Origin of the sequence: Labilithrix sp. (assembly GCA_019637155.1) — a bacterium.
Lineage (GTDB): Bacteria > Myxococcota_A > Polyangia > Polyangiales > Polyangiaceae > Labilithrix.
Genome location: JAHBWE010000008.1, coordinates 326,198 through 352,723 on the forward strand (window position 1 = coordinate 326,198; position 26,526 = coordinate 352,723).

A 26,526-nucleotide genomic window follows, 5' to 3' on the forward strand; every position below is an offset into this window, starting at 1 on the left:
GGGTGTGGCCGACACGCGGCCACCATGTTCGCTCGTCCCCGCATCGCCGCCTTCCTGTTCTCCCTCCTCGCCACGACCGGCTGTTCCCTGCTCGGACCGGCAGAGGTCGCGACCGCCGCGTCCGCGGAGTGGGGTCCCGGCACGAGCGATCTCCGCAAGGTGACCGCGCTCGTCCGCGTGACGCCGCCGGCGCGGCTGAAGGCGGCGTTCGAGACGGTCGCGGCGCGCACGGACGATCCCGACTACGCGGACTTCCTCCGCATGCACGCGGGCGGCGGCTTCGGGAGCGGCTTCCTCATGGTCCATCACTCGGCCGCGGGCTCGGCGGCGTTCGTCGTCACGAACCGGCACGTGATCGCGGAGTCGGAGGAGGCCGAGGTCTCCTTCGCCGACGGCACGACGTACAAGGGATGCGACGTCGTCTACGCGAGCTCCAAGTACGATCTCGCCGTCGTCGCGCTCCCCGACTCCGCGCTCCGCGCGCTCGGCCCCGGCCTCCGCCCCGCGCCGCGTCCCGCGAGCGATCGCCTCGGCGTCGTCGCCACCGGCTATCCCGGCGTCGCCGGTCGCCCCAGCTTCCAGGTCACCGACGGCAAGGTGTCGAACGCGACGTTCTCGCTCCCCGAGCTCGGGCTCGAAGAGACGTTCGTGCAGCACACCGCGCCGATCGATCCCGGCTCGAGCGGCGGACCGCTCACCGACGAGAGCGGCGCGCTCGTCGGCGTCAACGTGATGCTGATGCGCCAGCGCTCGTCGATGTTCTTCGCGGTGCCGGCCGCCGCCGTCGTCGAGACGGTGCGTCACGCGCACGAGCTCGCGGTGAAGACGCGATCGCCGGAGTGGATGACGGCGGAGCTCGACAAGTCGTGCTCGTCGCTCGCGGCGGAACTCGGCAGCACGACGAAGTCGGAGCGCCTCCTCTCCTTCGTGTCGAACGCGGTCGTCGCGGACCGCGGCATCGAGAGCTACTCGCTCCTCCTCCGCACGCCGCTCGGCTCGAACATCCGGCAGCAGTTCTTCCGCGATCCGATGGACGCGATGCGCCGGAGCGTGATCATCCGGCTCGGCGTTCAGTCGTCGATCGCCGGCGGCGCGACGGGCACGTGCGCGCCGCTCCACCCGAGCGATGCCGCGACGATCGCGGACGGCAAGCCGGTCCGCCGCGCGATCGCGACGAGCAGCGGCCGCGGCGTCGAGGTGGTCTGGACCTTCGAGCACGGCGCGTGGCGCATCGCGGGCGGCGACTTCCACGAGCCCACCGTCGCGGCGGCCGAGCCGGCCCGTCCCGCGAAGCTCGCGAAGCACCAGGGCGCGAAGGTGAAGCCGTGATCGCGCGCGACGTCGCCACCGGCTACATCGGCGTGCTCGTCGTGGCCGCGCTGAGCCTCGGACCGAGCTTCATCACGCACACGGCCGCCGCCAAGATGAGAGCACGCCCGCGCGCATCGACGCCCGCGCCGATCGAGCTCCCGATGCACGCGCACGTCGCCGGCATCTCCGTGCCGGAGCCCGAGCCCGCGCCCGCGCCCGAGCCCGAGCCCGCGGAGCCGGTCGCGAAGCCGAAGCCGCCGCCTCCTCCCAAGAAGAAGGACGAGCTCGCGGAGCGCGAGGCGAACCTCTTGCTGCTCCGCGCCGCCGTCGCGGCGAAGCGCGAAGAGATCGGCGTGTGCCGCCGACCCGGCGGTCCGGAGGGCCGCGGCGAGGCACAGCTCGCGATCGGCGCCGACGGCTCGATCGAGGTCGCGCTCTCCGCGCCGTACGCGAGCACCGCCGTCGGCGCGTGCATCGCGCGCCGCCTCGGCTCGGCGGCGATCCCCTTCACCGGCACCCCGGTCGTCCTCCGCGTCGCGTTCGAGCTGTGAGCTACGGCGAGGTCCCGCGGCTCGCCTTGCAGTCGACCTCGAGGCATCCCTCGAAGCACGCGTCGAAGTGCGTCCGCGCCGACGACGCGCACTGCACGCGGCACCTCGCGGCGCACGTCTGCTTCGCCGCCTCCGCGCTCCGCTTCGCCTCCTCCTCCTTGCGCTTCGCGGCCGCGATCCGCGCCGTCGCGACGCGCGCGCGGCCCGCGTCGACGGCGGCCTCCGCCTCGCGGACGCGCTCGCCGGCTGGGAACGCGCGCACGTACGACGCGACGACGCCGCACGCGACCTCGATCGCGTCGACCCCCGCGGCGTCCCTGCCGCGACACGTCGCGAACGACGGCGCGATGCGCAGCCACGCCGCTTGATCGCGGAGCTTCATGAGCTTCGGCTCCGCGCGCGCGAGGGCGCTCCCCACCTCCGGCGCGTGCGGGCCGTCGGGGTAGTCCTCGAGGTAACGCGTCACCGCCGCGCACGCGTCCGCCGCCATCGGCTCGACGCAGTCCTGCAGGTTGAGCGCGCGCCAGGCATCGGCCTCGCGGCGCACCGCGAGCGATTGGAGCCCGAGGTCTCCGATCGCGCGGCCGCCGACGACGACCTTCGCCGTCGCCGCCTTCAGCGGCAGCTTCGCGTCGGGACCGATCGCGCTCGCGATCGGCACCGTCAACCGGCCGGTCGCGTCGGTCTTGCCCGCGAGCCACCCGACGCGCCCGAGCCGGACCTCGACCTCGGCGTCGGGCAGCGGCTCGCGCGCGCACGCCACGTCGCGCGCGACGCGGCGGCCCTCCGTCTCGATCGTCTCCTTCTCGAAGGTCACCTTCCGCGAGCGCACGAGATCGACGACGGCGGCGCCGCCCATGAAGAGGCCGCCGAGGATCATCGACACGCCCACGACCCGCGACGCGGACATGTCGCTCGACGCGTCCGCCGACTCGGCGAGCACGACGACCCCCGCGAGCCCCACCGCGACGCCGGCGACCGCGAGCCCGACGTCGATCCCCGGCGTCTTGTTCTCGACCCGATGCGCGACGACGCGATCGACGGTCGACCGCTGCCAGACGTCGCACGCCCGGCTCGCCTCCACCGCGAGGCTCTCCCCTTGCGTCGAGAACGTCACGACGCTCCCCTGCGCCGGGACCTCGACCTTGTGCGTATGGACGACCTCTTCCCGGACGAGGATCGGCTCCTTCGGCTCGAAGTGCGCGCACCCCGTGCCGCCGACCAACAGCGCGATCCCAGCGAGCCGAACGCAGGCCATCGTCGCCCACGCTACACGGCAGCGCGAAGGGTCCGCAACCGCACGCGCGCCGCGTCAGTGAGGGGTGCCGCGCGCCTGCGCCTCCGCCGCCTCTTCCATCGCGGCGAATTCTTCCTCGAGCGGGTCGCGTGCGTCGACGCGCACGGCGGCGTCGGGCTGCTTCGCGACGCGCGTCGCCGGCTGCATCGGCGGTGCGCGGAGGCGCGTGCTCGGGCTCACCGCGTTCGGCGCCATCGTCGGCGCGACGGCCTTCGCCGCGCGGCGCTGCCAGTCGGCCGCGACGAAGCGGTAGAGCACGTTGCCCTCGTCGTCGACGTCGATCTTCACGCGGTCCGAGTCCTCCTTCGCGAGCTTCGTGAGGATGTCGTCCGCCTCCTTCGGCGTGATCTGGAGCATCTGCGCGACGTCCCACGCGCGGAGCGTCCCGCCGCGCGTGTTCGCGAGCGCGAAGATCGCCTGGTTCTTCGTCGCGAGCTCGGTGTCGTCCCCCGACTGCTTGAGCGCCCTGCCTCCGCGGAGCAGCGCGTACGCCGCGATCGCGACGACGAGGACGATCGGCGCGTTGATGCCGACGACCCAGCCGGCGGTCGCGCCGAGCGCGGCCATGAGCCCGCCGAGCGCCAGCGCGATCAGGAGCCCGACCACGAGCACGATCCAGCCGAAGACGCGCGCGACGGTGCCGCCGACCTTCGAGGTCTGGCCCGCCATCGTCACGGACGTGTTCGCGAGCGGCATCCGCGGCGCGCCGCACGACGTGCAGTACGCGCTCACACCGCGATAAACGAGAGGCGCATTCTGTCGGCAGTGGGGGCACACGATGCCCCCACAACGTTTCCCCGACTCCCCCTTCCGTCAAGTCAGAGCGTGACGCCTTCGCTCGCCGCCGGCCGCTTGTTCGTGCCGCGCCAGCCGCCGCCGCCGTTTCCGCCGGTGCTCAGGCGGACGAGCTGGGTCGCGCGATCGCGGAGCGATCGGGCCTGGGCGCGGAGGTTCGAGGCCTGGACGCGCTCGCTCGAGGCGCGGACCCGGAGCGCCGACGACCTCGCCGCGATCTCGTCGGCGATCTCGAGGATGCTCTCCTGGTCCGACACGTTCACGAACACCGCCTGATTCCGTAGGACTCGCGCGCGGTTGGCCAGCGTGTCGGCCTCGTTCTCGAAGGTCGACGCGTTTCGATCGCGGGCCGTCGCCGCCGTCTCCATCGCGGTCGCCCGCTCGAAGAGCTGGCTCGCTTCGACCTGGAACGACGCCTGCTGGAGGCCCTGGACCGGCCGCGGCTTCGGCTTCGGGGGCGGAGAAAACTCGACGTTTCCGCCCGTCGGGCAGGCCATCGCCGCCCCGCCGAGCGTGACGCAAGCCATCGTGATCGCACCGAAAATCCATGCCCGCATCGTTCGTGCGCCCATCGAGGAACCTCCCGGAGCCCGTTCGTACGGAGGCCTCGCTGAAAGGATCTGAGCTTTTTGCGCTAGGCTGGCCGGCGTGTCGGTCTGGGGCTTCGGGATCGTCCAGACGCAAGAGCTCGAGCGGGCCGGATCGCGCGTCTTCGAGGAGCTCTGCCTCCTCTTGTCCGAGGCCGCGGGCACGACGCTCCGGCCGGTCGTCGCGCAAGGCCATCGCGACCTCGCCGACTCGGTCGAGAGCGGCGACGTCGCGCTCGCGTGGCTCCCGCCGATCATGTCGATCGAGCTCGAGACGCGCGGGATCACGACCGTGCTCGCGATCCCGGCCCGCAACGGGACGACGACCTACCACTCGGCGCTCATCGTGCGAAAAGGCGGGCCGCGCTCGATCGCGGAGCTCCGCGGCCGGCGCGCGGTCTGGGTCCAGCGCGACAGCGCCGCGGGCTACATCGTCCCGCGGATGAACCTCGCGTCGCAGGGGATCGACGTCCTCCGCTACTTCATGCGCGAGATGTTCGTGCACTCGCACCCGGGCGTCATCGACGCGGTGGTCTCGGGCGAGGCCGACGTCGGCGCGACGTACTGCCATGTCGAGGCCGGGACGAGCCGCGTGATCCGCGGCGCGTGGGTCGACGACGCGGGGCGCCCGCTCCGGCCGATCGAGGTCCTCTCGACCTTCGGGCCGATCCCGAACGACGCGCTCGTCTGCTCGAACGACCTCTCCGCGACCGCTCGCGCCGGCCTCGCGCGCGCGATCCTCGACGCGTCCCCGCGCGTCCGCGACCTCTTCACGAAGCTCCTCGGCTCGGGCGATTTCAGGGTCCCCTCCGCCGCCCACTTCGACTCGCTGAAGCACACGCTCCGCGCCGCCCGCGCGCGCGGCCACGACGCGAACCCCAACTCGAGCCGCATGGCGATCCGGGTCGCGCGGAAGAGCTGAGTCGATCCTCCTCGACAAATCCGAAATCGGTGGCATCGCGTTCGCACCAAGGGACGTAGAGAGCGGCGATGAGGACAAAACTCGGGATCTTCGGGCTGTCGGTCGCGGCGCTTTGCGCCAGTCTTGCGCTCGCCTGCAACAAAGCCTCGGACAAGGACAAGGTCGGCACGACCGAGACGACGTCCGCCGAGATCGAGCCCGCCGCGCCCACGCCGGCGCCGAAGGACGACTACCTCGCCACCGTCCGGCGCGAGCAGCTCGTCCTTCGCGGGCGGCTGGAAGAGGAGATCCGCGCGATCGATCACCAGCTCACCCAGCTCCGCAGGTCCCCGAAGGCGAACGCGACCGCGATCGAAGCGCTCGTGGAGCGCAAGCAGACGCTCGAGGCCGACGCCAACGTCGTCGATCGCGCGGACGAGCGCGGATGGGACGAGCTCAAGGCCACCGTCGAGCACGATCTCGAAGGGCCACCAGAGCCGTGACTTAAGCGCTATCGTGCGAGGCCCCGATGGCCCCGCCGAGCACGTATCCGAAGCCGCAGATCAAGGTCCTCCTCCTCGAGAACGTCCACGCGTCGGCGCACGAGATCTTCGGCGGCGAGGGCTTTCAGGTCGAAGCCGTCCCTCGCTCGATGAAAGAGGAGGAGCTGGTGGAGCGCCTGCAGAGCGGCGTGAACCTCCTCGGCATCCGCAGCAAGACGCGCGTCACGGCGAAGGCGCTCGAGGCCGGCAAGGACCTCCTCTCCGTCGGCGCCTTCTGCATCGGCACGAACCAGATCGACCTCGAGGCCGCGAAGCGCTGCGGCGTCCCCGTCTTCAACGCGCCGTTCAGCAACACGCGCAGCGTCGCCGAGCTCGTCATCTGCGAGGTCATCATGCTGTCGCGTCACCTCGGCGATCGATCGCGCGAGGTGCACGAGGGCAAGTGGCGCAAGATCGCGAAGGGCGCGCACGAGATCCGCGGCAAGACGCTCGGCATCGTCGGCTACGGCCACATCGGCTCGCAGGTCGGCGTGCTCGCCGAGGCGATGGGCATGCGCGTCATCTCGTACGACATCCGCGCGACGCTCCCGATGGGCAACAACCGCCCCGTCGACTCGCTCGAGACGCTGCTCGCGCAGAGCGACTTCGTCACCCTCCACGTCCCCGAGACGCCGCAGACGAAGGGCATGATCGGGATCAAGGAGCTCGAGCTGATGAAGAACGACGCGTCGCTGCTCAACCTGAGCCGCGGCACGGTCGTCGATCTCGACGCGCTCGCCTCCATCATCAAGGCGGGCAAGCTCGGCGGCGCCGCGCTCGACGTGTACCCGGAGGAGCCGGAGGGCAACGAGGACACGTTCTCGAGCGTCGTCTGCGGCTTGCCGAACGTCGTGCTCACGCCGCACATCGGCGGCTCGACCGCGGAGGCGCAGGAGGCGATCGGGCGCGAGGTCGCGAGCACGCTCGTCCGCTACACGAACAGCGGCACCACCGCGGGCTCGGTGAGCTTCCCGCGCGTCGAGCAGCCCAAGCTCCCCGGCGCGCACCGCGTCCTCAACGTTCACCGCAACGTCCCCGGCGTCCTCCGCGACATCAACAAGATCGTCTCCGACCGCAACGCGAACGTCCTCGGCCAGGTCCTCGCGACCGATCCCGACGTCGGCTACCTCGTCATGGACCTCGACAAGGAGGTCGCCAACGACGTGCACACGGCGATCGAGGCGCTCCCGACGTCGATCAAGACGCGGATCCTTTATTAATCACACGGGCCGAGCGGCTCGCAGGTCTTGATCCCCATCATGTCGTAGCCGCCGCATTTCCACTCGCGGCACGTCGTCCCGTCGCAGTCGGCGTTGGTCGTGCAGACGCGGACGCGCGGCAGGGCGGTGATGCAGGTGGGGCGGCACTGCGTCGTGATGAGGCGGCGCGAGCTGATCGGCGAGTCGAAGGCCTCCTCCGCGCAGCACACGCCCGTGTTGCAGTCGGCGCCTTCGTCGCAGCGGAGCACGGTGCCCATGCACGTCGCGCCCGGCTCACGGCACGAATAGCCGAAGCCCTCCACGCAGCAGTCCATCGGCAGGGCGCCGCCGCTCTCGGTCCCGCAGCGATCGTACTGATCCGGGCACGCGACGAAGCCGACGCCCTGCCCCGCGTCGCGACGGACGCTGCCGCCGTCGCGCCGGACGCCGACCGCGCCCGACGACGTGCTGCCCGACGACGTGGCCCCCGACGACGACGAGCGCGCGCCGCCGTCGACGTCCTCCTCCGCGATCGCGCCGCCGCACGCGGCCGCCACGACGAGGGCCGCGGTGACGAACGAGCCGAGCGCGAGCGGGCGAAGCATGCGCGCCACTCTAATACGCCGCGCCGGCGAGGGCACGCCGCACGCCGAGCGACCACAGCGTTCGGTACGTGCAGCCGGAGCAGAGCGTGCCCGCCGTCGCGTCGTGGAGGAGCCCCGACGCGCAGCGCGCCGTCACCGGCGAGCACCACGGACCGCGCAGCTCCGCGGCGGAGTCGAACGCGGCGTCGGCGGCGTCGATGAAGCGCTGCTCGCCCGTGATCTCGAACATCAGCGTCAGCCCGAGCGCGCGGTCGGCGCGGCTCGAGAGCAGGGCGAGCGGCGTCGACTGGAGGACGCCGTCGATCGCGCGCGCCTCGAGGCGGAACACCTCGTCCTTCGTGAGGCGGAAGAGGCGCGTCTTCAGGATCAGCATCGCGAGGTTCGGCGTGTCGCGGATGCCGGGCGCTCCCGGCGCGTAGGCGTACGCGCGCGCCTGGCGGAGCGTGCCTGGGTCGACGAGATCGCCGAACGTCTCGCGCCGGATCGCGGCGTCGATCGCGATCGCGCGATCGCGCCGCGCGCTCCCGAGGAACAAGGTCATCTCCGCGGCGAGGAGCGCGAGGCTCGCCGTCGTCGCGGTCGGCCCGAAGGCGCCGTCGTCGGCGCGCACGAAATCGCCGCTCGCGCGGAGCTCGGCGTCGGCGCGATCGGCGTAGGCCTCGAGCGCGGGGAGGGCCGAGCGATCGCCGCTCGCGATCGCGTGCTCGGCGAGGCCGCGCGCGCTCGCGATCGTCTCGCGCGCGAGCGGCTCTCCGCCGAGGCGATCGAGCGCGCGCGCCTTCGCGGCGTCGGCCGCCTCGCCGCTGCGGGCGAGCCACGCGAGGCCGTAGTGCGGGGCGTCCCCTTCGTCCTCGAGCCAGTCGCCGTCCTCGAACGCGAACGCGCGCGCGTCGTCGCGGAGCGCGTCACGGAGCGCGTCGTGCCGCGACGGCGGCGCCGCCCGCACCGGGAACGTGACCTCGGCGTCGTCGGCGCAAGCTCCTCCCCCCGCGATCATCGAGGCGAACGCGACGACGAGCGCACGCCTCTTCGAGAGCAGCATGGGCCTCAGACCCTAGCCGCTTCGCCGGCGCCGCATCAATGCCCGTGCGGGTCGGAGAAATGACTACGAGCGGGATCGCGGCGCGCTTATCGTTCTCGGCGTGGAACGGACGACGGCGAGACGGCTCCGCGGCTTCGTCCTCGACGGCGCCGAGCCCGTGTACGTGCTCGAGATGCCGAGGTCGTCCGCGTCCGCGGCGTCGGGGCTCTCCGCCGCGGAGCGCGCGGTCGCGGAGCTCGCGGTCGCGGGCCTCTCCAACGCCGCGATCGGCGCGCGGCGCGGGACGTCGGCGCGGACGATCGCGGCGCAGCTCGCGAGCATCTACCGGAAGCTCGGCGTGTCGTCGCGCGCGGAGCTCGTCGTCACGATCGCGCGCGGCGCGGCGGAATGAGCGGCGATCTGATCGGCGTCGTCGAGTCGGCGTATCGCCTCGACGGCACCGACGACGAGTGGCTGCGCGACGTCCTCGAAGCGCTCGCGCCGCTCTACGCGCGCGGCTTCGGGGTCGGCGCGGTCCGCTACCACGCGCGGCGCGGGTGGAGGCTTCGCCGCACGCGCCCCGTCGCCGTCGGCACGTCGCCCGCGATCGCGCACGCGTTCGAGGCGGCGGTGCGCGGGATGCCGCCCTGGCTCGTGAAGCACGCGCTCACGGCGACCCCGCGTGTCGTCACCGCGAGCGAGGCCCTCGCCGAGAACGGCGCGCTGCCCGGGCTCGTCGAGACGTTCTCGCTCCCGTACGGCATCCGCGACATCGTCTGGCTCCGCGCGGCCGAAGACGAGCGGAGCGGCGTGCTCTTCTCCGCCGCCCTCGCGGGCGAGACCGCGCTGACGCCGGGCGAGCGGAGGCGCTGGGGAATGTGCGCGGCGCACGTGAGCGCGGCGCTGCGGCTCCGCGCGAACCTCCACAAGCGCGAGCTCGTCGACGCGGTGCTCGCGGCGGACGGGCGCGTCGTCCACGCCGAGGGCGTCGCGAGGGAGCGGGAGCAGCGCGAAGCCCTCACCGACGCGGCGAAGGCGGTCGATCGCGCGCGCGGGCGCATGCGTCGCATCGCGCCGGACGAGGCGCTCGAGGCATGGCGCGGCCTCGTCGACGGACGCTGGTCGCTCGTCGAGTCGATCGAGTCGGACGGCCGCCGCTACCTCGTGGTGCGGCGCAACGAGCCGTGGCTCCTCGATCCGCGCGCGCTCTCACCCCGTGAACGGCAAGTGGCCACCCACGCCGCGCGCGGTGAGTCGCTGAAGCTCATCGCGTACGAGCTCGGCATCGGCGCCTCGACCGTGGGCTCGCACCTCCAGAGCGCGATGCGGAAGCTCGGCGTCCGCTCGCGCGCGGAGCTCCTGCAGCTCATCCACGCGGCGGACGATCCGTCCGCGGTATAGTCGGGGCATGAAACACTCCCCGCGGTTCGAGGCCCTCTGTGAGGCGGCGCGCAAGAACGTGAGCGAGGTGTCGATCGACGCCGTCGCCGAGCGCATCGCGAAGAACGAATCCTTCCACCTCGTCGACGTGCGCGAGGAGAGCGAGCTCGCGAAGGGCCGCATCAAGACGGCGAAGCACATGGGACGCGGCGTCATCGAGCGCGACCTGGAGAAGGCGATCCCGGAGCTCGACGCCGACATCGTCCTCTACTGCGGGGGCGGCTTCCGCTCCGCGCTCTCCGCCGAGAGCCTGCAGAAAATGGGCTACACGAACGTGAAGTCGATGGCCGGCGGCTGGCGCGCGTGGACCGAAAAAGGCCTGCCGACCGAGGCCTGAGCGGCCCTTCGCGCCCGGAAGCTCGACGGAAGCCGGGCCGGTGGTAAAACGAAGATTGGCCGATGTGCAGGCTCGTCGGGATCGTCGCCTCCGAGGTGAGCGAGTTCGGGTTGGTCTTGAAGGAGGCGCCGCGGAGCCTCGCGCGCCTCTCGCGCGAGCACCCCGACGGCTGGGGCGTCGCCGCGCACGGCGATCCGGAGGCGATGCCGCCGCCGTCGACGCGGTCGCCGCACGAGAACGGCTGGCGCATCCACAAGGGCACGCGCCCCGCGGGCGAGTGCGACCGCTTCCATCAGGTCGCGGCGCGGAGCGTCGGCAACGTGCTCGTCGCGCACGTGCGGCAGAAGACGATCGGCCCCACCCGCATCGAGAACACGCATCCCTTCGTGCAGAGCGGCTGGGTGTTCGCGCACAACGGCACGCTCAAGGACTACGAGTGGATCCGCGAAGCGATCTCGATCGAGCGCCGCGCGCAGCTCCGCGGCGACACCGACAGCGAGGTCCTCTTCGCCTACGTGCTCACGCACCTCGACACCGCGGGCGTCACGCTCACGACCGCAGCGGACCCCGCCGCGCGCGCGGAGGCGACGCGCGTGCTCGACCACGTCGCCGCCGAGATGCGCGCGCGCCAAGCCGGCGCGTTCAACTTCCTCCTCTCCGACGGCGCCTCGCTCTTCGTGCACCGCTTCGGCCGCTCGCTGTTCCTCCTCGAGCGCGGCCCCAGCGATCCGATCCGCACCGAGCGCGACATCGACTCGTCCGCGAGCCTCGAGACGCCATGGACGAAGCGCCGCCACGCCGCCCTCATCGCCTCCGAGCGCCTCACCGACGAGCCATGGCGCGAGCTCCCGGAGGGCACCTTCCTCCGCATCGACCTCCGCCCGAAGCCGACGATCATCGCCGTCAACGCCCCCGATCGCGCGGCTTAGCTCTCTCGGGGGTCCGGGGGCGTCGAAGCGCGCGCCCGCGCGCTGAGAGGGCAGAGCCCTCTCGAACAAGACTCTTAGCGCGGCGCTTCGAAGTTGCGCGCGATCGCGCAGAGGCCGTCGGCGTTGAGGTGGCCCTGCGTGCTTTGCTGGTAGCGCACGTAGTCGGAGTAGTTGCGGAGGGCCTGGGTCGCGGGGGCGCTCGGGTTGACCGCGACGCTGCCGGAGTCGAAGGCGCGGGTGCCCTGCTTCGGCGGCTTGCTCGCGATGCAGGAGCGCCACGGGAGCGCGGCGCCGGCCTTGTCCTTGAAGCTCGTGAAGTCGAGCGTCTCGAGGTCGTCGCTGACGAGCACGCCGTCGGCGTTCGCGGCGACGGCCATCTGATCGAAGAAGAGCTCCGACGCGTCGTGGTCGACCGTGTTCCAGAACGGGTGATCGACGTGGAGCGTGATCTGCGCGACGGTGGCGCCGCTCTCGCGGACCTGCACGCCGCGCTGCGCCTCCTCGCCGTCGAACGGCTTGCCGCGGAGGTCGGTGTTCTGGCAGTTCCGGTACGTCGTCGGCGACTTGAACCCGAGGCGGAAGCGCACGGTGGTGGGGAGCGCCTCCCACGCGTACTCGGGGTTGGAAGACTTGCAGTCGACGCCCTTGAACGTCGCGGTGCCGACGTACAGCACGCTGAGGCCCTTCGCGACCATCTCCGCGTAGTCGGCGTCGGCCGGGCCGTCGAGGTTCGTGTGCTCCGCGCCGGCGGTCGCGGTGACGATGTCGAAGCCGAACGCGTAGCGCGTCGCGGGGTCGAACGCGGCGTTGCCGTCGAGGCTGCCGAAGCGCGCGAGCGTCTGCGCGTTCGGGTCCTTGCCCTCCGCCTCGAGCGTGTGCGCGTGACCATGATCGTGATCGTGATCGTGATCGTGATCGTGATCATGGTCGTTCGCCTGCGCGCGCAGCTGCGGGCGGATGTTGCTCACCGCGCCCGGCTTCGTCATGTCGACCGCCCACGGTCCGCTCGCGCGCGCGACGACGGCGCCGGTCTGCGCCTGATCGGTCGGGCTGAGGTCCGGGTTGTCGGAGAGCGTGATGCTGTCCACCGTGACGAGGATGCGGTCGAACTTCACGTCCCAGCCGTCGACGAACGCGATGTCGTTGTCGGAGGAGGGCGGGAACGCGAAGCCGGTGAGCGCGTTGCCCTCGCCCGAGATCGTGACGGTGAGGTCCGGCGGCGCCGCCGCGTGATCGTGATCGTCCGAGCACGCCACCGCGGCGAGGACGAGGACGGTGGAGCCGAACGCAAAGGTCTTCTTCATGGGGACGTCCATCGAGGTAGTCGATCGCCGAAAAGCTGCAAGGTTTTGATTACTTGCACACTTGACGAGGCGCTGAACCGTCGCCGTTCAGGGACGCCACGTGAAGGCGTAAGCGCCGCCGGTCGCGCCGCGCAAGCCGCCGTAAAGATTCGCGGACGCCGCGTCGCTGCCGTCGTCGGCGAAGCGGACGAGATCGCTGTCGGCGGTGACCGGTTTCAGGTCGGCGAGGTCGACGTTGCCGAACCACGGACGCGGATCGACGTGAAGGATCAGCGAGCCGCCGTCGGTCGGCGTCACGTCGGTCGGGATCGGCGTGACGATGCGCTGGCCGCAGAGCGGGTTCGCGCCGGGCCGCGCGGGATCGGTGCTCCGGTTGGCGCGGTTCTGCCCGATCGTGATCGTGCCTTCGAAGCGCCGCGTGACGCCGTCCTTCGTCGCGGTGCCGCCGACCTCGGCGATCGTGGTGCGGTCCTCCTGCGCGTCGATGCGTCCGCCGGTGAGCCACACCTCTCCCGTCACCGCGCGATCGGCGGTGCCGTTGCCGGAGTACGGGAACGGCTGGAGCTCCGGCTCGAGCACGTCGATGTCGGCGCCGCCCCAGACCTGCGCGACGTAGACGCCGGGGAGGAAACACTCGCGCTCCTGACCGCCCGAGATCGGCACCGATCGATTGAGGTAGAGCGCGCCGACGTGGAGGCGCGCCGAGGTCAGCGTGATCGTCCAGCCGCGACCGTTCACGAAGGTGAGGGCGTGGCCCTGCACGCCGGCCGGCCCGGCCGCGAACGCGCGGAACGTCACGGTCTCCGATCCGGTCGTGCCGATGCACGCGGTCGCGACGGTCGCGACGAGGGCGAGGGCGAGCGCGCGCCGCATCAGGGGCCTCCGAAGCTCACCGCGAGGGTGAGGAAGAGGCCGCGCGGCGCGCCGGCGGTGAAGTGGCGCGCGGGCACGAGCGTGGGCTGCGACTCGTTGCGGAAGTCGGAGGCGTAGTTGAACTCGGAGAGGCGGTAGCGGCGATCGAAGAGGTTCGTCGCGATGAGGCCGACCTCGTAGCTCCGCCACGCGATCGTCGCGGAGGTGTCGAGGGTGAAGATGGTGTTGCTGCGCTCGCCGAACGGGAGCGCGCGGCGACCGACGTACGTGACGCCGGCCGAGATCGCGCCGAAGAGCGGCGTGTCCGCGATCTTCAGCGGGAGGTCGTGGTGGACGGACGTGTCGGAGCGGAGCACGACGTCGGGCACGTAGGGGACGAGGAAGCCGGTGTCGTCGAAGGTCGAGCGCACGAGCGTGAGGTGGGCCGCTTCGTCGAACCACGCGCCGGTCGCGCGCACCGCGCCGACCCATCCCGTGCGCGTCGTCCCGTTCGCGAGGAGCGCGCGGCCGGCGGTCTCGCTGAAGATGAGGTCGCGATCGACGTGCGTCTGGAAGAAGAGCGAGCGCGCGGAGAGCTCGACGTCGTGCACGTCGCGCACGTAGCTGACGCCGACCTCGCCCGCGGTGATGCTCGCGAACGGCGTCGCGAGGTCCTGGTTGATGTACACGGGATCGATCGAGCGGATGCCGCGCCCGAGCGACGCCGACATCGTGAAGCCGGTGAACGGCCCGACGAGGATCGAGCCGCGCGGCAGCACCGCGATCGCGGAGGTCGCGCGCCGTTCGTTCGGGTCGCGGTAGCGGCCGAGGTCCTGCTGCGAGAGGCAGCTCGCGTCGCCGGGCGGGTTGCCGGGCGACGGCTGGCGCACCGTCTTCTGCGCGCAGTTGTCGAGGACGTCGAACGTGACGAGGTCGCCGCGGACGCCGCCGCGGAGGTTGAGCCACGAGAAGGGGCGGAGCCCGACGTCGCCGAAGAGCCCGATGTCGGCGAGGCGCGAGTCGAGATCGGTCTCGGTGCGATAAGGCACCGTCGTGACGGCGTCGATGCGTTGCTGCGTCGAGTGGGTTTTGTCGTGGCGCGCGTAGTAGCCGAGCTCGAGCTCCTGCGGCTGCCCGAGCGCCTTCGTCCGCCAGCGCGCGGAGCCCTTCGCGCCGAAGGTCTGCGAGTCGACGTGGAGATCGAAGAGGTCGCCGCGCTGCGCGTGCGGGCTCTGCTGGGCCTGCTGCACGTCGAGCAAGAACCCGGTGAAGTTCTCGGTCAGGCGCATGTCGCGCATGATGAAGAACACCTGTTGCCGCAGGATCGTATTGCCCGCGGTCTTGGTCTCGAGGTCGGCCCACGTCGAGTAGCGCGCGGAGTCGCCGCCCTGCCGTTTGTCGTAGGTGTCGTAGAAGCCGACCACGTCGCGATCGACGTCGACCGCGCGCAGCACGCCGGCGCTTTTGTAGACGTTCGAGTACGCCTGCGCGCCGGCGCGCCAGGTGCCGCGCGCGCCGAGCTTCCCTTCGTATTGCGCCATCGCGCTCCCGCGCTTCGACGCGCGGTTCTGCCCGAACCCATCCGCGGCGAAGAGCTCCGCCCCCGCGAAGGTGTGGTTGCTCTCGCCGCCGGGGCCCCAGGTGAGCAGCATGCGCTGCGTCCCGAACGAGCCGGTCGTGTACTTCGCGGTGAGCCCCCGCTTCGCGAGCCCGAGCGAGTAGGCGGCGCTCCCGGCGACGGCGAAGTTCCCTTGATGCGGATCGAACGGTCCCTCGACGACGCGAAGCGAGTCGACGAGCTCGGGGATGATGAAGTGGAGGTCGGCGTACCCATTTCCGTGCAGATTCCCCGCTTCGTTGACGGGCACCCCCGCCGCGGTGACCTCGACGTCCTGCCCTTCCCGCGCGTCGAACCCACGAAGGAAGATCTGCTCCGCGTGCCCGTCCCCGCCGGCGTTGGTGAGAAGGATGCCAGGCGCGAGCTTGAGCAGCTCGGTCGCGTTCTGCCGCGGCACCCGCGCAAGCTCCCCAACCCGAAGATTGAAGTCACTCGCCCCCCGCGACGGCAAAAGCGCCCGCCCACGCACCACGACCGCTTCGTCGTCATCGCCCCGCGCGGGGACGGCGGTGGCGGCGGCGGCGGTGGGGGTGGCGGCGGCGGCGGTGACGGCGGCGGCGGGCAGCTCCTCCGCCCCGCGTGTATCCGCCTCGCGCCCCGACGGCGTGCTCGTCCCCGCCGCGCCCCCCTCTCCACGCGTGCGCTCGCCCGCCTCGCGCGACGGCGGCGCGCTCCCCTGCCCGCGTGTGCGTTCGTCCGCCTCTCGTGATGGCGGCGGCGGGGCGGGGTCGTCTGCGCGGGCCGCGCCTGTCGTTGCGACGACGGCGACCGATGCGAGAAGAGAAACGAGCCGGCGGGACACTTGATCGCTTGCTGAACCATTCTCATGATGAAGTATTGAACTTCATTACGGAATTCTCGGTGCACCCTACAAGCACCGCGCCGGCGGTCAAGCCCTCCCACGCGCCACGCACACGTAGCGCTCGGCCTCCATTCGCTTGGCTCCGAGCGCGAGGAGATGCGCGACGAGCAACAGCCAACCGTCACGCCCACGCGCCCGCTCCGTCCGATTTGGCCACGAGCGCGAGACGGGGCGACGAGCAACGGCCAACCGTCGCGCCTACGCGCCGCTCCGTCCGATTGGCGACGAGCGCGAGACGGGGCTCGACGAGCGACGAGCGGCAGCCGTCGCGCCTATGCGCCCGCTCGTTCCGATTTGGCGCCGAGCGCGAGGAGGTGTGCGACGAGAGAGGGTGGGCAGCCGTCTTGTTCGATGAATGTCTTGATCGTCGACCATGCGGGATGGCGCTTCGGCGTTCCCTTCTCCTTTGCCGCCTTCAGCATGCATCCCGAGATGAAGCCGCGCTCGAACGTCACGTGGGTCGACTCGACGAGCGGCGCGATGGGGCCGATCCATTCGCGCTGATGAAGCGCCAGGAGCTCGCGTTCGCGCTTCCGCCGCGCGACGGACGTGGTGCCGCGGGCGCGATCGAGCTGCAGGGTGATGAACTCGCCGCGCGGATCGCCCTCGGCGATGAGGAGGTCGGCGACGACCGCGCGCGGCGCGTCGTCCGCGGGATCGGCCCACACGAGCTCGAGGAGCTCCGCGAGGCTCTCCCGCGTCGCCTTGGCCTGACGTGGAACCGCGAACGCGCGCACGACCGCGTCCACGCAGCCCGCGAAGAGCTCCGTACCGTCCGCCGAATACACGATCGACTCCGCGTGGCCCGCGCCGGCCGAGAGGACGGCGATCGACGCACCGGTCTCGGCGTCCCAGAGGCGGAGCGTTCCGTCCGTCGAGCACGAGGCGACCTGCGTCCCGTCGGGCGCGACCGCGACGCCCTTCACCTCCTTCGTGTGACCGCCGAGGACGAGCAACTCCTTCTGCGCGTCGAGGTCCCAGATCCGCGCGCTCTTGTCCTGCGAAGCCGAGATGACGCGCTTGCCGTCGGGGAAGAACGCGAGACCTTGGATCTTGCCGGTGTGGCCGGTGAGCGTCGCGATCTCGCGTCCCTCCATCGGCGCCCAGAGGTGGATGGACTTGCCGCCGCCGCCCGACACGGCGCGCTTGGCGTCGCCGGTCATCGCGACGAACCACGTCGCGCTCGTCTTCGTCTTCCCCTGCGCGACGACCGCGCCGCGCGCCACGTCCCAGAGCCGCACCGTGTTGTCGCCGCAGTTGCCGGTGAAGAGGTACGCGCCGTCGCCCGACCACGCGAGCGACGCGACGATGCCGTCGAGCGGTCCGAGGACGCGCTCCTCCTTCGCGCCCGGCTCCCAGATGCGGACGGTGCGATCACCGAAACCCGCCGCGATCGCGCCGGCGTGCGAGCTCTCGGCGTACCAGCAGACGACGCGGGCCGGCGACCCGTAGGTCGCTCGTACCGCGCCGGTTCGAGCATCGAGCACCTTCACCTGGTCGATGAACCCGCCGCCCGCGACGACGCCGTCGGCGCCGGCTCGCGAGAGCCCGCTCGCGATCACCTTGCTCGTGACGACACGATGCTTCGCCGGCTCGACGACCTTCTTCGCTTTGGCCATGCAGCCAAGATACTGCCGTCCGCGCGCCGAGGTCGTCAGAGACCGCGCATCGACTCGCGGCGGAGCGGGACGTCGCCGGCGAGCGCCGCGTCGATCACCTCGACGATGCGGGCGCGGTCGCGGGGCAGGCGTCCGCCGAGCGGGAGGTAGTTCGAGGCGTGGTTCGTGCGGAAGAGCGCGTCGCGCGGGCGCGCCTCGTTCACCATCGTGCGGAGCTCGGCGAGGAGCGCCGGGACGGGAGGCACCGCGAAGCGGCCCTTCTTCGCGAGCTTGTCGAGCGGCGTGTCGGGCACGACCGTGACGGTGAGGGCCGAGAAGTACGCCGGATCCATCTTCGTCACGAGGTCCGCCGTCGCGCGCGCGTGCTCCTCGCTCCGCTCCATCGCGACGCCAAGGAGCGCGATGACGCTCAGCTCCATGCCGGCCGCGTGCGCGCGCCGCGCCGCCTCGACGTGCGCCGCCGCGTCGTCCCCCTTCGCGATCCGCTTCAGCGTCGGATCGTCGCCCGACTCCGGGCCGATGTAGAGGAGCGAGAGCCCCGCCGCGCGCAGCGTGCGCAGGTCGTCGTCGCTCTTCGCGAGGACGTTCCGCGCCATCGCGTAGCACGACACGCGGCGCAGGCGCGGGAACGCCGCGCGCGCCCGCTCCAGGATCGCGAGCCAGTGATCGACGTCGAGGACGAGCGCGTCGCCGTCGGCGACGAACAGCTTCTCGACCTGGTCCCCCGCCGCCGCCCCGGCGCGCCCGATGTCCTCGAGCGTCTCCTCGAGCGCACGGACGCGGAACGTCTTGTCGCGGTACATGTCGCAATACGTGCAGTGGTTCCACGAGCAGCCGATCGTCGCCTGCACGATGAGCGCGTCCGCCTCGGACGGCGGACGGTAGAGGCGACCTTCGTAGCGCACGCCCCTGCGTTAGCGACGCCCCGCCGCCGCCGCAAGCAAGCAGGCTCAATGCGAGTGCGCCTGGCCCGTGACGAGCTGCGCGACCATGTGGCGTGGGCCGTGGCGGACGAGCGAGACGGCGACGAGGAGCGCGAGCGCGGCGAGGCACACGATCTCCACCGCGCTCGCCGGCGCGCGCGCGGCGTCATGGAGGTGCTCGACCTGCGTCCGCGGGAGCGCGACGTTCACCGCCCAGCCGATGAGGGTCGGCACCACCAGCATCGCGACGCCGAACCACGCCGCGAGCTTCCGGCCGTGGAGCGCGTCGAGGACGCCGAACGTCGTGAGGTTCAGCGCCGGGCCCGTCAGCAAGAACGCGATCGCCGCGCCCGGCGAGACGCCCTTGTGGAGCAGCACCGCCACGAGCGGCGTCGCGCCCGACGCGCAGAGGTACATCGGCAGACCCAGCGCCGCGAAGACGACGACCTCGAGGTGGGACGAGACGCGGCCCACCGTGTCCGCGTCGAGGAGCGGCTCCGCGAACGCCCCGAGCGCGAGGCCGATCATGATCCACGGCGACGTGTGGTCGACCGTGTCGCCGAGGCCGTAGCGGAGGCCCGCCCAGATCCGCGCCCGGAGCGCGCCGGTCGGCGGCAACGTCGCGATCGGCGGCGGCGCGTCCGCCTCCGCGTCGTCGCGGACGACGCGCGTGACGCCGTAGCCGACCGCGATCGCGGTCACGACCGCCGCGGCGCCGCGCACGAGCGCGAGCTGACCGCCGAGGAGCGACCACGACAAGAGCATCGTCGCGAGGCCGATCTCCGGGGCCGCGACGAGCAGCGTGAGCGCGGCGGCGCGGGGTGCGCCGCGCTCGCGCATCGCGCGATAGAGCGGGAGGACGCCGCACGAGCAGACCGGCAGGAGCGGCCCGACCACCACGCCGCGCAGCGACTGCGTGAAGGGGCCGCCCTTCGCGAGCCAGCCGACGAAGCTGCGCGGGAGGAACGCGTGGAGGAGCCCCGACGCCACGTACGAGACGAGGAGCGCCGGCGCGCTCTCGAGCGCGAGGGTGAGGAACGTCGCGCCCATCCCGATCTCGTGCGCGATGCGCTGCGCGGTCGGGTGGCTCTCCGTCACGACGACGAGGAGCGTGAGCCCGAGCACCGCGCCGACCGCGGGCGCGACCTGCACGTCGCGATGGAGGTGCGGGTCCGCGTCGGCGATCGACGCGCCGCGCGCGTGGTGATGGTGATGGCTCCACGCGACCGAGGGCGGCGCGTGATGGATCACGACGTGGAGGAGCGAGCCCGCGACGACCGCCTGCACGAACGAGAAGACGACGACGCCGGTGCCGTGCACGAGCTCGTCGCCGAAGCGCGAGCCCATCACCGTCGCCCCCGCCACGAGCGCGAGCGCGCCCACCGCCGCCCCGGCGGAGCGGAGGCGCGGGCGGACGAGCCACCAGATCGCGAGCCCCTCCGGCATGCGATGGAGGACGACCGCGAGACCGAGCAGCTCGCTGCCGTGCGCGTGCGCGCTCCCGTGCTCGTCGACGTGCTCGGCGAACGCGGAGCCGTCGAGGAACGCGTGCATCGCGATGCCGAGGAGCGCGAGGACGAGCGCGGGACGATGCTTCGCGGTGTCGCCGCCGTGGACGTGATCGTGATGCGGGTGGTTCTTCCGCTCGAGCAGCATCGGGCCGAAGAGCCCCGCCGCCGCCGCGGCGAACGCCCAGGGCCCGCACGTGAGGAGCGCCTCCGGCAGGATGTGGATGAGGGCGATGCCGCCGATCGTGACGATGACGAAGCCGTCGACGAGCGCGAGGACCCACGACCGCGCGCCCGCGAAGGTGACGATGAGCGGACCGAGCCCGAGCGCGACGATGCTGAGCAGCAGGAGCGACACGCGAGGCCGCGCAGCGTAGCGCAGCTGCCTGTGATGCCGCGACGTCCGTGTTTCGGCTAACCTCGTAGCGTGCGCACGACGCTCGTCCCCGCCCTCCTCGTCATTGCCGCGTGCAGCGAGCCACCGCCGCCCAAGTCGCCGTCGAAGAACAGCGGTGAGGTGCCGGCGAACTCGCTCGACGAAGCGCAGCTCCACGGCACCGCCGCGAAGGAAGAGCCGCCGCCGAACGACCCGAGCCAGCCGCTCACGACGAAGGTCGGCGAGGCCCCGATCGATCCCGACGCGCTCGCGGCGGGCTCGGCGACGACCACGACCACGAGCAGCGCGCCGAGCAAGCCCGCCGGCAAGCCTGGCAAGCCGGAGCCCGCGAGCAAAGGCGCGGTCTCGAAGGCCGAGTGCGACAAGGCGTTCGACAAGTACCTGCAGCTCGAGATGGCGCAGAACCCGCAGCTCAAAGACCTGCCGCCGGAGGTCCTCGAGCAAGTGAAGGAGCAGGGGCGCCAGAAACACGGCGAAGCCCCCTGCACCGCGACCCGTGCACAATACAACTGCGCGATGGCCGCCGGCTCGACCGCCGCCTGGCAGAAGTGCATGAAGTAGCGCTCCGTCCTCCGCGAAAACAGAGCGTTGTCTACCTTGACAGAGGGTCCGCTAAAGCGGATGCTCTTCGGACCTCGTGAAGTCGGTCCGCGAGAGCAGCACCCGCAAGAAGAAGGAAGAGCGCCCGGACGAGGTCACGTCCGAGCGCCGCATCCCCGCGTCGACGGGCGGATCGCCGCTGAAGGAGCCGCTCGTTAAGGAGGAGTGGGCGTACCCGACGGCCGAAGGCGGCGACGTCGCCGACCTCGCGCCGGTCGTCGGCGGCAACCTGCGGCGCCTCCGCATCCGCCGCGGCCTCTCGCTCGAGAAGCTCGCGCAGCGCTCCGGCGTGAGCCGCGCGATGCTGGGACAGATCGAGCTCGGCCAGAGCGCGCCCACGATCAACGTCCTCTGGAAGATCGCGCGGGCGCTCGACGTCACCTTCGCGACGCTCATCCAGGCGCGGGAGGCCGGCGGCACCACCGTCCTCAAGAAGGCCGCCGCCAAGGTGCTCACCAGCCACGGCGGCCACTTCAGCTCGCGCGCGCTCTTCCCGTTCGACGGGCCGCGGCGCGCCGAGTTCTACGAGCTGCGGCTCTCTGCCGGAGCGACCGAAGCGGCCGACGCGCACGCGCCCGGCACGGTGGAGAACCTCGTCGTCGTGGAGGGCCAGCTCGAGCTGCTCGTCGAGCGCCCCGGCCACGCGGAGACGCACCGCCTCGACGCCGGCGACGCGATCGTCTTCGAGGCCGACTGCCCTCACTCGTACATCAGCGTTGGCGGACGCGACTGCCTCATGTATCTCGTCATGACGTACGCCGAGCAGACGGACTGAGCCGAGCGCGTAGGACTGCCGAGGGAGGAGGGCCGCGTGATGACGTCTTTCGCCGAGAGGATCCGAAGCGAGCTCTCCGACTACAAGCTCGAGAAGGACGTCCTCGTGCACATCGACGAGTGGCTGAAGGCCGACAAGGACTTCAACACGTGGTTCCTCGTCACGACGAAGCGCGCCCTCGCCGACGACGAGCTCATGGCGCTCCTCGACGGGTACCGCGAGTCGCAGGAGATCATCGAAGCGGCGTGGGCCGACTTCGCCGACCGGCGCGACGACACGATGCTGCGCGAGGCGATCACGCAGTCGATCCACCGGATGAAGCTGCTCCAGAACGACCTGTGATCGCGTGACGACCTACGAAGCGCTCCGTGTCATCGCGACGACGAGCTGCCCGCAGTGCCGCGCGATGGTCGCGCTCGTCTTCGACGCGCGGACGATCCGGCCGGCGTGAGCGCGCTCAGCTCGCGACGCCGAGGCGGCGGAGGAGCGCGTTCACGTCGGGATCGCGGCCGAGGAAGGAGCGGTAGAGCGCGGCCGGGTCCTCGGTGTCGCCGCGCGCGAGGATCGACTTGCGGAACGCGTCGCCGACCTCGCGGCTCAGGATGCCGGCCTCGCGGAAGCGGCCGAACGCGTCGGCCTCGAGGACCTCGGACCACTGGTACGAGTAGTAGCCCGCGGCGTAGCCGTACGCGGCGCCGAAGAGGTGCGAGAAGCTCGCGAGCATCGCGTACTCCGCGGGGAGCGGCACCGGCGAGAACTTCGCGAACACGTCGCGCGCGTAGGTCATCACGTCGCCGTGCTTCGCCGCGTCGTACTCGGTGTGGAGGAGCAGGTCGACGGTCGAGAACCCGAGCTGGCGCACGAGCGCGTTCGCGGCGCGGTACGTGCGCGCGCGCAGCATGCGGTCCTTCACGTCGTCGGGGATCGGCGCGCCGGTCTCGTGGTGGCGCGCGAAGCGATCGAGCGCGTCACGCTCCCACGTCCAGTTCTCCATGATCATCGACGGGAGCTCGACGAAGTCGGAGACGACGCGCGTGCCGGCCATCGAGCGGATCGCGACCTCGGAGAGGAGGTGATGCATCATGTGGCCGAACTCGTGGAACAGCGTCTCGACCTCGCGGTGGTTGAGGAGCGCCTGCTGCCCCGGCTTCCGCGGCGGCGTCACGTTGCACACGATGACGGCGACGTTCTCGCGCTCGTCCTTCGTGCCGGGAAGGCGATCGATGACGCCGCCCATCCACGCGCCGTCGCGCTTCGTCTCGCGCGGGAAGAGATCGAGGTAGAACGCGCCGAGGCGGCGGCCGTCGTGATCGAGCACCGCCCACGCGGTCGCGTCCTCGTGCCAGACCGGGGCCGCCGTATCGCGAGCGATCTTCACGCCGTAGATCTGCTCCGCGATCTCGAAGAGGCCGGCGAGGAGGCGATCGAGCGGGTGGTACGGCCGCAGCGTCTCTTCGTCGAACGCGTAGAGCGCGCGGCGCTGCTTCTCCGCCCAGTAGGCGACGTCCCACGGCGCGAGCGGCTCCTTCTGCCCTCCTTCGCGCGCGAACTTGGCGAGCTCCTCGTTCTCGCGCGCGAAGGCCGGCGCGAGCTTGTCCTTCAGCATCGTCACGAACGCGAGCGCGTCTTTCCCCGTTTTCGCCATTCGGTCGTCGATCGCGAGATCGGCGAAATGGGCGAACCCGAGGAGGCGCGCCTTCTCGTGCCGGAGCGCGAGCACCTGGCGGATGACGGGGCGGTTGTCCCACTGCCCCGACGAGGCCCGCGTCACGTTCGCGCGGTAGAGCGCCTCGCGCAGCGCGCGGTCGTCGGCGAACGAGAGGACCGGCCCGTACGACGGCGCCTGGAGCGTGAAGCGCCACCCGCTCTTCCCCTTGTCCTTCGCCGACGCGGCCGCGGCCTCGACCGCGCCCTCGGGCAACCCGGAGAGCTTCTTCTCGTCCGTGACGATCACCTCGAACGCCGCCGTCGCGTCGACGACGTTCTGCGCGAACTTGAGCGTCTGCTCCGAGAGCGCGACGTCAATCTCCGCGAGGCGCGCCTTCCCCGCCTCGTCGAGCTCGGCGCCGTTGCGGCGGAAGTCGGCGAGCGTCTTTTTGAGGAAGCGCGCGCGGCCGGGATCGTACTTCGACGGCTCGTCGGTCGCGGCGAGGTCGCGCATCGCGCGGTAGAGCGGCTCGGAGAGCATGATCTTGCTCCCGAACGCGCTGACCTTGGGGAGGATCTTGTTGTAGGCCGCGCGCATCTCGGGCGTGCCGTCGACGGCCTCGAGGTGGCTCGCGACGTTCATCGCGTAGTCGAGGTCGCTCGTGGCGAGGTCGAGCGCGCCGAGCGTCGCGTCGTAGGTGCGCGGCGCGTCATGGATCGCGTCGAGCCGCGCCTGCGCGCGCGCGAGCAGCTCGTCGACCGCCGACTCGACGTGCTCCGCGCGAACCTCGTGCCAGGGAACGGGAACGTGAATGCTCGCCAGCGGATTCGACGTGTGCGCCATTGAGCTACCAACATAGCCTGTGCTTGTGCGTTTGGCAGAGGCGGGTACGCTGGACCATGCCATCGGTCACGGCACAGGTCGTGAATCCGGCGCAGAAAGAGGATTGAGTCTTGAATTTCCGCCGTGGTCGAGCCGCTGCCGAACGCATGACCGAGCGTCGCCGACGCGAAGACGAGGCACCGCGCCTCGCTGCCGTCGCACCGGATCTTGCTTCGCTGAAGCTCGAGATCAACGAAACGCGCGGGGGGGTTGGCATTCCGGACGCTGCACACATCAAGCGCGTGGTCGTCGAGCACGCGCCCGCTCTCTTCTTGATCCCGTGCGGCGAGAGCTCCTGCCGCGAAGGCGAGCACGACATCACGCGCGCGGTGCTCCGTGGGATCGAGCAAAAAATGACGACTTACGAGGGCGACGACCCGTGCTCCGGCCAGACCGGCAGCGCGCCTTGCACGCGCACCCTCATGTTCGTTGCGCACGCGACATATAAGTAACGTTGCCAAACCAATAAACCGCGCCCACGTTCGTCTATAGCCGACCGAGGAATGGGGGACGCCGCGTCGGCGTCTCCCTATTCGGAGGAGGCAACGAACGCGGCAAGATGACCTTCGCGGTACCCTTCATCAACCCACATCCGGCTCCTGGTGAAATGCAGTTCGATCCGCGGGAGGCCGGACGCGTGGTCGCCAGCGTCCTCCTCGCCGCACCTGTCACGCCGCAGCTCGTCAAACAAGCCAACGACGCGCTCGTCCGCCTCCAGCTCGCGCCGCTGAGCGAGCGCGACTCGGTCGTCTCCACCCCCGAGGAGCTCGCCGGCCTCATCCCTCCGCACCTGCGCGACGCGCTCGCCGATCTCTGTCTCGAGATCGCCGGGAACGATCAGGTCCGTCGCCGTGTCGCACTCGCCTATGTGCACCTCTGGGGCCGCCAGCACTCGAACCAGCACGCCAGCGAGCACCCCCGCGCGGCACACCTGGGTGAGAAGGTGGCGCGGGCCGTGATTGGGCAGCTCCCGCAGCACCAGAACGGCGGGCACATCGCCCCCGACGCGGAGCGGCCGGTGCAGGAGAGCGCGTACCGCGGGCGCGGCCCCGACGGTCGCCCCCGCAGCGCGCCGCCCCCGCTCCCGGTCGATCCGCTCCGCGTTCGCGTGCAGCGCATCGCGAAGGAGATGGACGCCGTCATCCACGCGATCGACCGCGTCGTCATCGGCAAGCGCGACGTCGTCGCGCGCGTGCTCGTCGCGATGGCGGCGCGCGGTCACGTGCTCTTCGTCGACATCCCCGGCGTCGGCAAGACGCTCCTGTGCAAGACGATCGCGAGCGCGCTCGGCATCGGCTACGGCCGCGTGCAGCTCACGCCCGACCTGATGCCGATGGACGTGACCGGATCGACGACCTACGACCCGCAGGCGGCGAAGTTCCACTTCCGCCCCGGCCCCGTCTTCACGAACATCCTCCTCGCCGACGAGATCAACCGCGCGACGCCGAAGACGCAGTCCGCGCTCCTCGAGGTGATGGAGGAGCGCACCGTCACGATCGACGGGACGACGCACAAGATGGCGGACCCGTTCCAGGTCCTCGCGACGATGAACCCGTTCGATCACGACGGCACGTACCCGCTCCCCGCCGCGCAGATCGACCGCTTCATGAGCCTCCTCGAGCTCGGCGTGCCCTCGATCGACGACGAGATCCGCGTCCTCGACACGCACCTCGCCGAGTCGCACGGCGCCGCGCCGATCGCCCCGGTCGTCACGAGCGAGACCTTCGTCGAGTGGCAGCGCACGGTCCCGCAGATCCACGCGTCGCCCGACGTGAAGCGCGCGGCGGTCCTCTACATCGACGCGCTCCGCAAGACCGTGCCGAGCGGCAACTCGGTCAGCCCGCGCGCCACGATCGCGTGGATGCGCTGCGCGCAGGCCCGCGCGATGCTCGCGGGCCGCGAGTTCGTCACGGTGGAAGACCTCCTCGACGTCGCGCCGGAGGTCCTCCGTCATCGCCTGTGGATCTCGCCCCCCGAGATCCGCGATCGCCTCCGCGCGCTCTCCACGCCTCGCTGAAGTACC

Annotated in this window: 26 protein-coding genes; 14 read left to right on the top strand and 12 right to left on the bottom strand. The window is 71.4% G+C overall.

Features of this window, described 5'->3' with window-relative positions; genetic code table 11:
* The first annotated feature begins 24 nt into the window (after window positions 1-24).
* A complete protein-coding gene (locus KF837_19170) occupies window positions 25-1,329 on the top strand; it encodes a trypsin-like peptidase domain-containing protein (GenBank protein ID MBX3229448.1) in 1,305 nt (434 codons plus the stop codon).
* Window positions 1,326-1,862: a hypothetical protein gene (locus KF837_19175; protein MBX3229449.1), complete on the top strand. Its 537-nt coding sequence runs from the start codon at window positions 1,326-1,328 to the stop codon at window positions 1,860-1,862. Before KF837_19170 ends, KF837_19175 begins: the two co-directional genes overlap by 4 nt.
* Window position 1,863: 1 nt before the next feature.
* Here KF837_19175 and KF837_19180 read toward each other — a convergent pair whose 3' ends face one another.
* From KF837_19180 to KF837_19190, 3 genes are all read right to left on the bottom strand, one after another.
* Window positions 1,864-3,120, bottom strand: coding sequence for a hypothetical protein (locus KF837_19180; protein ID MBX3229450.1), 1,257 nt, complete (start codon window positions 3,118-3,120; stop codon window positions 1,864-1,866).
* A gap of 54 nt (window positions 3,121-3,174) precedes the next feature.
* Window positions 3,175-3,891, bottom strand: a complete 717-nt coding sequence (locus tag KF837_19185; GenBank protein ID MBX3229451.1) for a hypothetical protein — start codon at window positions 3,889-3,891, stop codon at window positions 3,175-3,177.
* 86 nt (window positions 3,892-3,977) lie between these two features.
* The gene (locus KF837_19190; GenBank protein MBX3229452.1) at window positions 3,978-4,481 is read right to left on the bottom strand and encodes a hypothetical protein; all 504 of its coding nucleotides are present in this window, start codon (window positions 4,479-4,481) and stop codon (window positions 3,978-3,980) included.
* Window positions 4,482-4,602: 121 nt separating this feature from the next.
* Here KF837_19190 and KF837_19195 point away from each other — a divergent pair, with 121 nt between their 5' ends.
* The 3 genes from KF837_19195 (at window position 4,603) to serA (ending at window position 7,204) form a co-directional block, all read left to right on the top strand.
* Entirely contained in the window at window positions 4,603-5,463 is an 861-nt protein-coding gene (locus KF837_19195; GenBank protein MBX3229453.1) for a phosphate/phosphite/phosphonate ABC transporter substrate-binding protein, read from the top strand.
* 68 nt (window positions 5,464-5,531) lie between these two features.
* A complete protein-coding gene (locus KF837_19200; GenBank protein MBX3229454.1) occupies window positions 5,532-5,945 on the top strand; it encodes a hypothetical protein in 414 nt (137 codons plus the stop codon).
* A gap of 26 nt (window positions 5,946-5,971) precedes the next feature.
* On the top strand, window positions 5,972-7,204 hold the full coding sequence (serA, locus tag KF837_19205) for a phosphoglycerate dehydrogenase (GenBank protein ID MBX3229455.1): 1,233 nt from the start codon (window positions 5,972-5,974) through the stop codon (window positions 7,202-7,204).
* Here the strand turns inward: serA and KF837_19210 are convergent.
* Both KF837_19210 and KF837_19215 read right to left on the bottom strand, forming a co-directional pair.
* Window positions 7,201-7,788 carry a hypothetical protein gene (locus KF837_19210; protein ID MBX3229456.1) on the bottom strand — a complete coding sequence of 196 codons (588 nt, stop codon included), beginning with the start codon at window positions 7,786-7,788 and terminating at the stop codon, window positions 7,201-7,203. The genes serA and KF837_19210 overlap by 4 nt on opposite strands.
* Before the next feature lie 10 nt (window positions 7,789-7,798).
* A complete protein-coding gene (locus KF837_19215; protein MBX3229457.1) occupies window positions 7,799-8,830 on the bottom strand; it encodes a hypothetical protein in 1,032 nt (343 codons plus the stop codon).
* Window positions 8,831-8,930: 100 nt separating this feature from the next.
* Here KF837_19215 and KF837_19220 point away from each other — a divergent pair, with 100 nt between their 5' ends.
* The 4 genes from KF837_19220 to KF837_19235 all read left to right on the top strand — a co-directional run bounded on the left by KF837_19220 (window position 8,931) and on the right by KF837_19235 (window position 11,515).
* The gene (locus KF837_19220; protein MBX3229458.1) at window positions 8,931-9,221 is read left to right on the top strand and encodes a helix-turn-helix transcriptional regulator; all 291 of its coding nucleotides are present in this window, start codon (window positions 8,931-8,933) and stop codon (window positions 9,219-9,221) included.
* A complete protein-coding gene (locus KF837_19225; GenBank protein ID MBX3229459.1) occupies window positions 9,218-10,210 on the top strand; it encodes a hypothetical protein in 993 nt (330 codons plus the stop codon). Before KF837_19220 ends, KF837_19225 begins: the two co-directional genes overlap by 4 nt.
* 7 nt (window positions 10,211-10,217) lie before the next feature.
* Window positions 10,218-10,586: a hypothetical protein gene (locus tag KF837_19230; protein MBX3229460.1), complete on the top strand. Its 369-nt coding sequence runs from the start codon at window positions 10,218-10,220 to the stop codon at window positions 10,584-10,586.
* A gap of 62 nt (window positions 10,587-10,648) precedes the next feature.
* Complete coding sequence (locus KF837_19235; GenBank protein MBX3229461.1) at window positions 10,649-11,515, top strand: class II glutamine amidotransferase; 867 nt, start codon at window positions 10,649-10,651, stop codon at window positions 11,513-11,515.
* A 74-nt stretch (window positions 11,516-11,589) separates the two neighbouring features.
* Here KF837_19235 and KF837_19240 read toward each other — a convergent pair whose 3' ends face one another.
* From KF837_19240 to KF837_19265, 6 genes are all read right to left on the bottom strand, one after another.
* Window positions 11,590-12,819: a hypothetical protein gene (locus KF837_19240; protein MBX3229462.1), complete on the bottom strand. Its 1,230-nt coding sequence runs from the start codon at window positions 12,817-12,819 to the stop codon at window positions 11,590-11,592.
* A gap of 87 nt (window positions 12,820-12,906) precedes the next feature.
* A complete protein-coding gene (locus tag KF837_19245; GenBank protein MBX3229463.1) occupies window positions 12,907-13,692 on the bottom strand; it encodes a hypothetical protein in 786 nt (261 codons plus the stop codon).
* Window positions 13,692-15,686 (bottom strand): TonB-dependent receptor plug domain-containing protein, encoded by a 1,995-nt coding sequence (locus KF837_19250; GenBank protein ID MBX3229464.1) that lies wholly within the window; start codon window positions 15,684-15,686, stop codon window positions 13,692-13,694. Before KF837_19250 ends, KF837_19245 begins: the two co-directional genes overlap by 1 nt.
* Window positions 15,687-16,423: 737 nt before the next feature.
* Entirely contained in the window at window positions 16,424-17,770 is a 1,347-nt protein-coding gene (locus KF837_19255; GenBank protein ID MBX3229465.1) for a TIGR02996 domain-containing protein, read from the bottom strand.
* A gap of 35 nt (window positions 17,771-17,805) precedes the next feature.
* Window positions 17,806-18,675: a radical SAM protein gene (locus KF837_19260; protein ID MBX3229466.1), complete on the bottom strand. Its 870-nt coding sequence runs from the start codon at window positions 18,673-18,675 to the stop codon at window positions 17,806-17,808.
* Between the two features lie 45 nt (window positions 18,676-18,720).
* Entirely contained in the window at window positions 18,721-20,559 is a 1,839-nt protein-coding gene (locus tag KF837_19265) for a permease (protein MBX3229467.1), read from the bottom strand.
* A gap of 69 nt (window positions 20,560-20,628) precedes the next feature.
* Here KF837_19265 and KF837_19270 point away from each other — a divergent pair, with 69 nt between their 5' ends.
* The 3 genes from KF837_19270 to KF837_19280 all read left to right on the top strand — a co-directional run bounded on the left by KF837_19270 (window position 20,629) and on the right by KF837_19280 (window position 22,315).
* Window positions 20,629-21,159, top strand: a complete 531-nt coding sequence (locus KF837_19270; protein MBX3229468.1) for a hypothetical protein — start codon at window positions 20,629-20,631, stop codon at window positions 21,157-21,159.
* 151 nt (window positions 21,160-21,310) lie between these two features.
* Entirely contained in the window at window positions 21,311-21,973 is a 663-nt protein-coding gene (locus KF837_19275; GenBank protein MBX3229469.1) for a helix-turn-helix domain-containing protein, read from the top strand.
* A gap of 36 nt (window positions 21,974-22,009) precedes the next feature.
* Window positions 22,010-22,315: a hypothetical protein gene (locus tag KF837_19280; GenBank protein ID MBX3229470.1), complete on the top strand. Its 306-nt coding sequence runs from the start codon at window positions 22,010-22,012 to the stop codon at window positions 22,313-22,315.
* A gap of 115 nt (window positions 22,316-22,430) precedes the next feature.
* On the opposite strand, the gene KF837_19285 is transcribed toward KF837_19280, so the two are convergent.
* A complete protein-coding gene (locus KF837_19285; GenBank protein ID MBX3229471.1) occupies window positions 22,431-24,464 on the bottom strand; it encodes a M3 family metallopeptidase in 2,034 nt (677 codons plus the stop codon).
* A 110-nt stretch (window positions 24,465-24,574) separates the two neighbouring features.
* Here KF837_19285 and KF837_19290 point away from each other — a divergent pair, with 110 nt between their 5' ends.
* Window positions 24,575-24,955, top strand: a complete 381-nt coding sequence (locus KF837_19290; protein MBX3229472.1) for a hypothetical protein — start codon at window positions 24,575-24,577, stop codon at window positions 24,953-24,955.
* Between the two features lie 155 nt (window positions 24,956-25,110).
* The gene (locus tag KF837_19295; protein MBX3229473.1) at window positions 25,111-26,520 is read left to right on the top strand and encodes an AAA family ATPase; all 1,410 of its coding nucleotides are present in this window, start codon (window positions 25,111-25,113) and stop codon (window positions 26,518-26,520) included.
* The last annotated feature ends 6 nt before the right edge of the window (window positions 26,521-26,526 follow it).

What these genes read in the sequence shown, in the direction of transcription:
- KF837_19190 (MBX3229452.1), bottom strand. Translation starts at nt 4,481, where the DNA reads ATGGCTTGCGTCACGCTCGGCGGGGCGGCGATGGCCTGCCCGACGGGC.
- KF837_19180 (MBX3229450.1), bottom strand. Translation starts at nt 3,120, where the DNA reads ATGGCCTGCGTTCGGCTCGCTGGGATCGCGCTGTTGGTCGGCGGCACG.
- KF837_19225 (MBX3229459.1), top strand. Translation starts at nt 9,218, where the DNA reads ATGAGCGGCGATCTGATCGGCGTCGTCGAGTCGGCGTATCGCCTCGAC.
- KF837_19230 (MBX3229460.1), top strand. Translation starts at nt 10,218, where the DNA reads ATGAAACACTCCCCGCGGTTCGAGGCCCTCTGTGAGGCGGCGCGCAAG.
- KF837_19215 (MBX3229457.1), bottom strand. Translation starts at nt 8,830, where the DNA reads ATGCTGCTCTCGAAGAGGCGTGCGCTCGTCGTCGCGTTCGCCTCGATG.
- KF837_19285 (MBX3229471.1), bottom strand. Translation starts at nt 24,464, where the DNA reads ATGGCGCACACGTCGAATCCGCTGGCGAGCATTCACGTTCCCGTTCCC.
- KF837_19255 (MBX3229465.1), bottom strand. Translation starts at nt 17,770, where the DNA reads ATGGCCAAAGCGAAGAAGGTCGTCGAGCCGGCGAAGCATCGTGTCGTC.
- KF837_19200 (MBX3229454.1), top strand. Translation starts at nt 5,532, where the DNA reads ATGAGGACAAAACTCGGGATCTTCGGGCTGTCGGTCGCGGCGCTTTGC.
- KF837_19295 (MBX3229473.1), top strand. Translation starts at nt 25,111, where the DNA reads ATGCAGTTCGATCCGCGGGAGGCCGGACGCGTGGTCGCCAGCGTCCTC.
- KF837_19245 (MBX3229463.1), bottom strand. Translation starts at nt 13,692, where the DNA reads ATGCGGCGCGCGCTCGCCCTCGCCCTCGTCGCGACCGTCGCGACCGCG.
- serA (MBX3229455.1), top strand. Translation starts at nt 5,972, where the DNA reads ATGGCCCCGCCGAGCACGTATCCGAAGCCGCAGATCAAGGTCCTCCTC.
- KF837_19170 (MBX3229448.1), top strand. Translation starts at nt 25, where the DNA reads ATGTTCGCTCGTCCCCGCATCGCCGCCTTCCTGTTCTCCCTCCTCGCC.
- KF837_19235 (MBX3229461.1), top strand. Translation starts at nt 10,649, where the DNA reads ATGTGCAGGCTCGTCGGGATCGTCGCCTCCGAGGTGAGCGAGTTCGGG.
- KF837_19240 (MBX3229462.1), bottom strand. Translation starts at nt 12,819, where the DNA reads ATGAAGAAGACCTTTGCGTTCGGCTCCACCGTCCTCGTCCTCGCCGCG.
- KF837_19210 (MBX3229456.1), bottom strand. Translation starts at nt 7,788, where the DNA reads ATGCTTCGCCCGCTCGCGCTCGGCTCGTTCGTCACCGCGGCCCTCGTC.